Below are 1,745 nucleotides of genomic sequence, written 5' to 3'. Positions count from 1 at the left end.
TCGGTAGTGCCGCGCATGCGCAGCAGACCGTAAAGATCGGTTCCGTCCTCTCTGTGCCAGGCCCGGCGTCGTTTCTCGGAGAACCCGAGGACAAGACACTGCGGATGTATGTCGAGAAGATCAACGCGGCAGGCGGCATCAACGGCAAGAAGGTCGAGCTGATCATTTATGACGACGGCGGCGATGCCAACAAGGCGCGCACCTTTGCCACACGTCTGATCGAGGACGACAAGGTCGTCGCGATGGCGGGTGGTTCGACCACCGGCACGACCATGGCGATGATTCCGGTGTTCGAGGAAGCCCAGGTTCCGTTCATTTCCTTCGGCGGCGCGGTCGAAATCATCGAGCCTGTCCGCAAGTACGTCTTCAAGACGCCGCATACCGACAAAATGGCGTGCGAGAAGATTTTCGAGAACCTGAAGCAGCGCAAGCTCACCAATATCGCGATGATCTCGGGAACCGACGGCTTCGGAGCGTCGATGAAGGCGCAGTGCACCAAGGTGGCACCGAACTACGACATCAAGATCATCACCGAGGAAAGCTACGGTCCGCGTGACAGCGACATGACCGGCCAGCTCACCAAGATCAAGAACACTCCCGGCGTTCAGGCCATCGTCAATCCTGGCTTCGGGCAGGGACCTGCGATCGTGACCCGCAACTACGCACAGCTCGGCATGACCGCGACGCCGCTTTATCAGAGCCATGGTGTGGCCTCGAAGAGCTTCATTGAACTCGCAGGCGCTTCGGCTGAAGGCATCCGCTTGCCGGCGGCGGCCTTGCTGGTCGGTGACAAGCTGCCTGACAGCGACCCGCAGAAGAAGGTCGTGGTCGATTACAAGAAAACCTATGAGGACACCGCGAAGAGCCCGGTCTCGACCTTTGGCGGCCATGCCTATGACGGCCTGATGATTCTGGTCGAAGCCATGAAGCGCGCCAACTCGACCGATCCGAAGAAGGTTCGGGACGAAATCGAAAAGACCAAGGGCTTCGTCGGCACCGGCGGCATCGTCAACATGACGCCGACGGATCATCTCGGCCTCGATCTCTCGGCGTTCCGTATGCTGGAAATCAAGGGCGGCGACTGGACCCTGATCAAGCCCGGCGCATAAGCAAGCCGATACAGACGCGCCCGGACGTTTCGGTCGATCCATCCGGGAGCTTATTCTCTGTCTGAATTTATTCGTTTTCGCCGGGAACGGCAGCCATCGGCTGCCATCATTGCTCGTGGAGCCGGTATGCCGGAGTTTGTCCAGTTTCTCATTTCCGGACTGACCGTGGGCGCGGTCTACGCTCTGGTCGCTCTCGGCTTCACGCTGGTCTACAACGCCTCCGACGTCGTCAATTTTGCCCAGGGCGAGTTCGTCATGCTGGGCGGGATGGTGACGGTCTTTGCTACTGCCGCCGGGGTTCCCCTTCCGCTTGCCGCGCTGCTTGCAGTGATCGTTTCCATCGTCGTCGGCCTTCTGCTCTATTGGCTCGCTATCGAGCCGGCGCGCGATGCCTCGCCGGTCACGCTGATCATCATCACCATCGGCGCGTCGATCCTGCTGCGCGGCGCGGCGCAAATCCTGTTCGACAAACAGTTTCACAAGCTGCCCAGTATCTCCGGCGACACGCCGGTCAACGTGCTGGGCGCGACCGTTCAGCCACAGAGCTTCTGGGTGCTCGGCGGCACCGCCGTGATCGTGATCCTGCTTTACGTGTTTCTGGAACGGACGGTCCTCGGCAAGGCCGTGCTTGCGACT

The 1,745-nt window shown here is 60.4% G+C and carries 2 protein-coding genes; both read left to right on the top strand.

The features are described 5' to 3' along the window. The coding region (locus tag AWU74_RS14240; RefSeq protein ID WP_062328369.1) for an ABC transporter substrate-binding protein at positions 1 to 1,109 on the top strand (1,109 nt) is incomplete at its 5' end. Positions 1,110 to 1,235: 126 nt separating this feature from the next. After that, positions 1,236 to 1,745 (top strand): branched-chain amino acid ABC transporter permease (locus AWU74_RS14235; RefSeq protein WP_162504867.1); only part of this gene is annotated, 510 nt, incomplete at its 3' end.

The sequence above is a fragment of the Treponema endosymbiont of Eucomonympha sp. genome (assembly GCF_001028545.1).
Note: the sequence above shows the minus strand (reverse complement) of the source record. Positions and strands in the feature narration are given on the sequence as shown.